Annotated in this window: 6 protein-coding genes and 2 rRNA genes (1 of these 8 running past the window's edge); 2 read left to right on the top strand and 6 right to left on the bottom strand. The window is 62.6% G+C overall.

What is annotated here, in order from left to right; genetic code table 11:
- Positions 1-209 precede the first annotated feature (209 nt).
- The 3 genes from BHS09_RS23745 to BHS09_RS23755 form a co-directional block, all read right to left on the bottom strand.
- Complete coding sequence (locus BHS09_RS23745; RefSeq protein ID WP_269467604.1) at positions 210-545, bottom strand: ATP-binding protein; 336 nt, start codon at positions 543-545, stop codon at positions 210-212.
- A 114-nt stretch (positions 546-659) separates the two neighbouring features.
- Complete coding sequence (locus tag BHS09_RS23750; RefSeq protein ID WP_140799123.1) at positions 660-1,004, bottom strand: hypothetical protein; 345 nt, start codon at positions 1,002-1,004, stop codon at positions 660-662.
- Positions 1,001-1,408, bottom strand: coding sequence for a Mu transposase domain-containing protein (locus BHS09_RS23755; protein WP_140876173.1), 408 nt, complete (start codon positions 1,406-1,408; stop codon positions 1,001-1,003). The genes BHS09_RS23750 and BHS09_RS23755 overlap by 4 nt, the downstream gene beginning before the upstream one ends.
- On the opposite strand from BHS09_RS23755, the gene BHS09_RS40330 reads away from it, so the two are divergent.
- Both BHS09_RS40330 and BHS09_RS23765 read left to right on the top strand, forming a co-directional pair.
- Positions 1,398-1,679 carry a hypothetical protein gene (locus BHS09_RS40330; protein WP_418763961.1) on the top strand — a complete coding sequence of 94 codons (282 nt, stop codon included), beginning with the start codon at positions 1,398-1,400 and terminating at the stop codon, positions 1,677-1,679. The genes BHS09_RS23755 and BHS09_RS40330 overlap by 11 nt on opposite strands.
- The gene (locus tag BHS09_RS23765; protein WP_140799128.1) at positions 1,673-1,951 is read left to right on the top strand and encodes an IS66 family transposase; all 279 of its coding nucleotides are present in this window, start codon (positions 1,673-1,675) and stop codon (positions 1,949-1,951) included. The genes BHS09_RS40330 and BHS09_RS23765 overlap by 7 nt, the downstream gene beginning before the upstream one ends.
- Before the next feature lie 814 nt (positions 1,952-2,765).
- On the opposite strand, the gene BHS09_RS23775 is transcribed toward BHS09_RS23765, so the two are convergent.
- The 3 genes from BHS09_RS23775 to BHS09_RS23790 form a co-directional block, all read right to left on the bottom strand.
- Positions 2,766-3,557 (bottom strand): hypothetical protein, encoded by a 792-nt coding sequence (locus BHS09_RS23775; protein WP_140799130.1) that lies wholly within the window; start codon positions 3,555-3,557, stop codon positions 2,766-2,768.
- Positions 3,558-4,391: 834 nt separating this feature from the next.
- Positions 4,392-4,508: ribosomal RNA gene (rrf, locus tag BHS09_RS23785) — 5S ribosomal RNA — on the bottom strand.
- A gap of 161 nt (positions 4,509-4,669) precedes the next feature.
- Positions 4,670-7,500 (bottom strand): 23S ribosomal RNA (locus BHS09_RS23790) (it continues 132 nt past the right edge of the window).

The raw sequence follows: 7,500 nt of genomic DNA on the forward strand, positions 1-7,500 counted from the left end.
AGCCTCCGTGAGGGCCTCGCCCGGTACGATCAACGGTGCAGCCGCCCGTGCAGACACTGGAGGTTGTCCTCCAGCCCCTCGCGGTAGGCCTCCCACGTAACGCTGTCGACTCCCGGAGCCGCATCTGAGAACCCAATCCGGCGCAAGCCGAGCAGCCGTTCCGGCCATGGCGAGCAGTCGGAGCGTCAGCGACGCTGGGACGTCGCGTCTCACTGCACCTGCTTGCGCTCCTTGATCAAATTCGCGTCCGCCTTGCGGATGGACTCACCGGCCAGCCGCAGGTGGTGGCCGTTGTGGACGAGCAGGTCGAGGATGGCGTCGGCCAGCGTCGCGTCACCAATGACGGCGTGCCAGTCTTTCGGCTCGAGCTGGGACGTCACCACCGTGGAGGACTGCTGGTAGCGGTCCTCCAGGACTTCGAACAGTTCCTTGCGCTCGGCGGCACCCAGTGGCTCGATGCCGAAGTCATCGAGGATGAGCACCTGGGCCTTGGCCAGCCGCTTGAGCGCGTGCGGGAGCGTCCCGTCTGCCCAGGCCTGGGCCAGTTCGTCGGGTGGTTGGCCATGCCGTGCAGCTTCATCGCGTTGAGTTTCTCCAGCGTCTGGTCCACGAGCATTCCTTCTTCTCCATCAGTCTCGGTGTCCAGTCTGCGCGCGCCCTCATACGCGCGCGAAGACCACCGTCGAGTCTGGGAGACGCAAGCCAGCACCGACGGGCAATGTCCGCGCACGGCCACGAGGCCGTGCGTGCAGTCGGTGGTAGTAGTGGGCGCCGCGCACGTTCTCGTGCTCGGGCACCGCGCCCTTGTCGGCATGCTTCTCGTCGGCGTCCTCAAGGCGGTGCTGGAGGATGACGACGACGGACTTGTAGCTGACGGCACGGTGGCGCAGTGCCCGGGCGCACGCCTTCTCCACGCGGGCCTTGCCGTACTTCTTCTCGTCGGCCAGGCGCAGCACGCCCAGCGACGAGCGAAAGCCCTGCTGCGAGTGGGGCCGCTTCGTCATGAGTTCCTCCACCAGCTTCGCGCACGAGGGGCCCACGCCTTCGGCCCAGCGAGTGAGACGCAAGGGCGTCCACTCGGCGTGCTGCCGGTGGGGGCGGGCATGTGCTCGGGTTGGGTTGAGAAGCGCCCCGGCTGCGCGCTGCGCACATGGCTGGCCACGCGGCGGCCCGCGAGGAAGGCTTCGACGCAGCCCTCCGTGTGACGCACCTCCACCGGATTGCCCACCAGCGTGTACGGCACGCTGTACCAGTGGCCCTCCAACTCGACGTGGTAGTCGATATTCATCCGCGCCTTCTTCCAGAAGGCCAGCTGGTAGGGGCGCGTAGGCAGGGGCTTGAGCGTCGCGCGCTGGTGGAAGTGGTCACCGCCGGCGGTAGACGAGAGTTGGGCCCACGTGCGTCGCAAATTCCTCGGGGCGCAGCCCTTCGAGCCCGCATGCGAAGAGGTGCTGGAGCTCATCGGCGAGCTGTATGCCATTGAAGCGGACCTGCCCTGCCCTGCCCGGCTGGTCAGCCCTGACGGAACTGGTGCGCCAGGCCGCGCTCGCGCACCGGCTCGCCGTGCGTCAAAGACACTCCGCCCCCGTGGTGGAGCGCATCCGCCAGTGGGCCCTGGCCCAGAGGGCCGCTCCCGGCAGGGCCTTACGCAAGGCCCTCGACCCTCGAGTACATACTGAAGCTGTGGGACGGGCTCACCGTCTTCCTGCGCGCCCCCGAGGTGTCCCTCGACAACAACCACGTCGTACGGCAGCTTCGCGACATGGTGGTGAGTCGCAAGAACCACTACGGCAGCAAGTCCCAGCGAGGCACCGAGGTGGCCGCTCTCTTCTACTCCCTCATCGAGACGGCGCGCCTGCCCGGGGAGGCCCCTGGCCACGACCTGCGCCGCGCCGTGCTCGCCGCCATCGAGAACCCGGGCACCATCACGCTCCGGCACCGACAGGACTGACGACCGCTGCCGTCGCCGCGCTCCCGGTTGGTCCGGCGCTGTGTCCAGACGGGGCACGGCGAACTCCTACACAGAGTCAGCTCCGACACGCCCAGCTTCTGTGCGGCCTCCGCCATGCTCGCGACTGCCGCTACCAGATGCTCCGCATAGCGCACCGCGAAGGCGCGTAGCTCCTCGGGGAACGGCAATGAACCACTCCGCCGCCCGGCCTTCAGCCGCTGCGCCTCCAGACGGAACTGCTCCAACTCCTTCTCAATCTCCACGGCCCGCCTCCAGATGTGTGGCCACGGGAGGTCTCACGGGGGGCGGCATTCCGTCACGACGAGGCTCGGCGAACAGTTACGGTGGACTGGGCGGGTTTGCTCAGGAGGACGTTCGACTTCGACGTGTTCGCGTGCGTGAGCTGTGGAGGCAGGCGGCGGGTGCTGACGTACGTGAAGGAAGTGGGAGGGGTGCGCGCGCTTCTGGAGCACCTGGGCATGCCCACGGCAGGTGCGCGCCTGGCCCCGGCGCGAGAGCCCTGCAGGCCGCGTGGTGTTGCGGCTCAAGCTGCCACAGCCAAGAGAACGAGCCCCCTGCCGCGCACCGCATGGGAGCCTGGCCAGGGCCGGCGTGTACCCCAAGGGGCTGCGCGACCTCTCCACCGGCCGGGCGCACTGCTCGGGCTGCCCCTGTCTGCGGCCCTCCTCGGCCCCTCCGCGCCAGCCCTCCCCCTCAACATGGCTTCTATTCCGCCGATACGTCCCAGGGAGCGTATCGGCTCCGCCACCCGCCGCGTGTTGGAGGACGAGCGAAGTTCCGACGGTGGTGATACCTACCAGACGAGGCTCCGCAGCGTGGTGCGCTTGCCGACACGCTCCCAGTGCAGGTCTCCCCCCCAGAGCGCGGGGAACGGTCTCCCCTCCGGAGCGATGGCCAGCCGTCCGTAGAGATAGGGCCCAGGGGTCCGGTCACTGGTGGACACGAGAGTCTCCTGTCCTTTCCCGTCGCTGTCGGAGAAGACGATGGTGAATGGGCCCCCCTTGGACGCGCCCGGGTCCTCCTCCTCGCTCCTGGCCTTCGGCAACACCCAGGCCACAGGCAGGTCCACCTCCACGTGGTTGGGCGTCACCCACCGCGCGGTGGGCGGTGGTACTCTCCGACCGGGGCGGCGGAACCAGGTGCTCACTGGGATACCCTCTTGGGTGCGGGCCACCCCCAGTTGCACCGGGCGGGAGTGGACGTCTCCTCGCTCGCTCCACCACAGCTCGAGGTGGTCTGCACCGAGGATGGCTTTGGGACTCGTGTCCGTGGCCACCACCGTGTGGTCGTCATGGAACTGCGCCACCACCGTCACGGTGTTGCCGCGCCGAAACGCGTGTACCTTCAGGTCCGCGTCTTCCTTTCCGCTCCAGTGCTTCCGTCCCCAGCTCACCCACACCGGGGCATGGCCGGCGGGGATTCCTGTTCCCGGGGCGAGCACCACCGCGTGCTCGGACTGACGGCGCTCCTCGGAACCGTCCTCCTCCTCCCCGGACTCCGAGTCCTCATGGCTCAACGTGCTGAAACGCTGCGCCAGCAGGCTCAGACTCGCCGAGTGATAGCGATCGCTCGATGAGGTTCCCACCAGCAGTGGCCCTTTCCGATCGAAGCGGACGGAACAGTGTCGGACCATCCAGTGAGTCCGCTGCGGCCGAGGGTGAGTACCTCCGGACCGCCACCCCTACTGGAGATCGGGCATTGGTCCATGGCTCCAGGACCCATCCCTCCCCCGGTGAGGGCAAAGCGCTCCCCGCTGGCAAGTCCCACGAGGACCACCGGGCCCGTGGTGCCCTCGCCCTGTTTGAAGAAGCTGTAGCAGACCACGTCGTCGTCCTGGCCATCCCCGTCGAGCTCCAGTTGGAAGTGCGTGATGAGATAGGCGCCCTCCTGCTTCGCACGAGCATGAAACCAGGACATGAAAGGAGTGGATGTAGATGCAACCGCGGGAGTCGCTGGCGGCGCCGCCAGCAGGGCAAGACATGGAAGAAGGGAGAGGACGACCATATCCATCCATCTCAACAACAGCGCCCTCAGCCGGACAAGCGCTGACGATGGCTCCCTGACTCACGCGATGGGCTCGCCTCTTGTTCCTTCAGCTCTGCCTCCGCCCAGGGAACGCTCCGCGTCTCCGACTCGACGGGCGAGTCGCCGTGGAACGCATAAGAGGGATGGGCGGCCTGCTGAGGGAGGGAGGGTGCGGAGGGGCCAAGGAGGGCCGCTGCCGTCGCCGCGCTCCCAGCGAGTGCCGAGTACCTGCTGGTGCTGGCCACGACGGCGGCGCTGCTGGCGGCGGGGGGCGTGCGCCGGCTGCGCACGCGGCGCCTGGCCCAACGCCCGCGGTGAGGCGCCGAAAACCCAAGACGCCCAAAACAGAAAACCCCCGGTGTCCACGAGGGACACCGGGGGTTTCTCAAAAAGAATCCGGCAGCGACCTACTCTCCCGCGCGGTTTCCCGCGAAGTACCATCGGCTCTGGAGGGCTTAACTTCCGTGTTCGGGATGGGAACGGGTGGGACCCCTCCGACATAGCCACCGGAAAACAAGCGACAGTGCATACAAAGGGTAAGTTTCGAATTTCTTGCTAAGCGAAGTCTCGCTGTGCGTATTTCAGTCTTCCAGGCGAGTGCGTGAAGCACTCGAGCCTCGGCCTTGGCCCCGAGTCCCTTACTCCCCTTGAGGGGGCATGCAAGAGAATGGGGAAAGTAAGCCTCACGACCAATTAGTACCGGTTAGCTGAACGTGTTACCACGCTTACACACCCGGCCTATCAACGTCGTAGTCTTCGACGGGTCTTCAGGGGCTTGCGCCCGGGATACCTGGTCTTGAGGTCGGTTTCCCGCTTAGATGCTTTCAGCGGTTATCCAATCGGCACATGGCTACCCAGCGATGCCTCTGGCGAGACAACTGGTACACCAGCGGTGCCTCCAACCCGGTCCTCTCGTACTAAGGTCAGAGCCTCTCAAGTATCCTACGCCCACAGCAGATAGGGACCAAACTGTCTCACGACGTTTTGAACCCAGCTCGCGTACCGCTTTAATTGGCGAACAGCCAAACCCTTGGGACCTGCTCCAGCCCCAGGATGCGATGAGCCGACATCGAGGTGCCAAACCTCCCCGTCGATGTGAACTCTTGGGGGAGATAAGCCTGTTATCCCCGGAGTACCTTTTATCCGTTGAGCGATGGCCCTTCCATTCAGGACCACCGGATCACTATGACCTGCTTTCGCACCTGCTCGACGTGTCCGTCTCGCAGTCAAGCTCCCTTATGCCATTGCACTCGACGCCCGGTTTCCAATCGGGCTGAGGGAACCATCGCGCGCCTCCGTTACTTTTTGGGAGGCGACCGCCCCAGTCAAACTACCCACCAGACAGTGTCCCAATCCCGGCTGACGGGACATGGTTAGACACCAGAAATCAACAGGGTGGTATTTCACCGTTGCCTCCACCGAACCTAGCGGCCCGGCTTCAAAGGCTCCCACCTATCCTACACAGTCAATCCCTAGTGTCACTGTCAAGTTATAGTAAAGGTTCACGGGGTCTTTCCGTCTTGCTGCGGGTAAACTGCATCGGCACAGCTATTTCAATTTCGCTGAGTCCCTCTCCGAGACAGCGCGGAAGTCGTTACTCCATTCGTGCAGGTCGGAACTTACCCGACAAGGAATTTCGCTACCTTAGGACCGTTATAGTTACGGCCGCCGTTTACTGGGGCTTCGGATCATCGCTTCACCTTGCGGCTGACGAATCCCCTTAACCTTCCAGCACCGGGCAGGAGTCAGACCCTATACGTCGGCTTGTCGCCTTCGCAGAGTCCTGTGTTTTTGGTAAACAGTCGCTACCGCCATTTCTCTGCAACCTCTCTCAGCTCCGGCTGTACGCCTTCACCTACCAGAGGCCCACCTTCTTCCGAAGTTACGGTGGAAATTTGCCTAGTTCCTTGGAGGAGAGTTCTCTCAAGCGCCTTAGGATTTTCTCCTCGCCCACCTGTGTCGGTTTACGGTACGGACACCCTGCAAGCTCCCTACGGGACTTTTCTTGGAAGCAGAGCATCAGCGACTTACCCCTTACGGGGCGCCATGGAGTCTCGGGGATAACTGCCGCGCCTTTATTCGTACGCGACACCCCTACACCTTTAGACTGACACAACCACCGGTCAGCTCGCCTAGCTTTCTCCGTCCTCCCTTAGTTCAACGCTCACAAGATGGTGCAGGAATATTAACCCGCTTTCCATCACCTACGCCTTTCGGCCTCGGCTTAGGTTCCGACTAACCCTGGGAAGATTAACTTGACCCAGGAAACCTTGGGCTTACGGCGAGGGGGTTTCTCACCCCCTTTATCGCTACTCATTTCGGCATCAGCACTCCCAGTCGCTCCAGCCGCCTTTTCAGTCGACCTTCGCTGCAACTGGGACGCTCCCCTACCGCCACACGCTTTACGTGTGACCCGAAGCTTCGGCACTAGTCTTGAGCCCCGTTACATTTTCGGCGCGGCCTGTCTTGACCAGTGAGCTATTACGCTTTCTTTAAAGGATGGCTGCTTCTAAGCCAACCTCCTGGTTGTCAATGACCTGCCACATCCTTTCTAGTGTTCACTTAGACTAGATTTGGGGGCCTTAGCTGTCGGTCTGGGTTATTCCCCTCTTGCCAATGGACGTTATCACCCACTGACTGCGTCCCGGGATAACAATTGCCGGCATTCGGAGTTTGGTACGGTTTGGTAATCTGGTGAGACCCCTAGCCGTTCCAGTGCTCTACCTCCGGCATTGAATTGCCCGAGCCGATACCTAAATATCTTTCGGGGAGAACCAGCTATCACGGAGTTTGATTGGCCTTTCACCCCTACACACAGCTCATCTCAGAAATTTTCAACTTTCACGAGTTCGGTCCTCCATGCGGTGTTACCCGCACTTCAACCTGGCCATGTGTAGATCACCCCGCTTCGGGTTATAATACACGCAACTAAACGCCCTATTCGGACTCGCTTTCGCTCCGGCTCCACCTAACGGCTTAGCCTCGCTACGTATATTAAGTCGCCGAATCATGATGCAAAAGGTACGCTCTCGCACTGGGTTGCCCCGTAGTGCTCGAACTGCTTGTAGACATGCGGTTTCAGGTTCTTTTGACTCCCCTTACCGGGGTTCTTTTCACCTTTCCCTCGCGGTACTTGTTCACTATCGGTCGCCAAGGAGTATTTAGCCTTACCGGATGGTCCCGGCTGATTCAGGCAGGATTGCACGTGTCCCGCCCTACTTGGGTAACCCACTCAGCTCCAACTCGCTTTCGCGTACGCGACTATCACGCTCTTTGGTGCCTCTTTCCAGAGGCTTCCGCTAGCAAGTCAAAGTCCTACCGTGGACCCACTACCCCGACGCCACTTTCGTGGTTTCGGTTTGGGCTTCTCCCATTTCGCTCGCCACTACTTTGGGAATCACTCATTGTTTTCTCTTCCTCAGGGTACTGAGATGTTTCACTTCCCCTGGTTAGCTCCATCCCACCTATGTATTCAGTGAGAGGTAACGCCGCTATTCGCAGCG

It is taken from the genome of Myxococcus xanthus (assembly GCF_006402735.1).
In the GTDB taxonomy this organism is placed as follows: Bacteria; Myxococcota; Myxococcia; order Myxococcales; family Myxococcaceae; genus Myxococcus; species Myxococcus xanthus_A.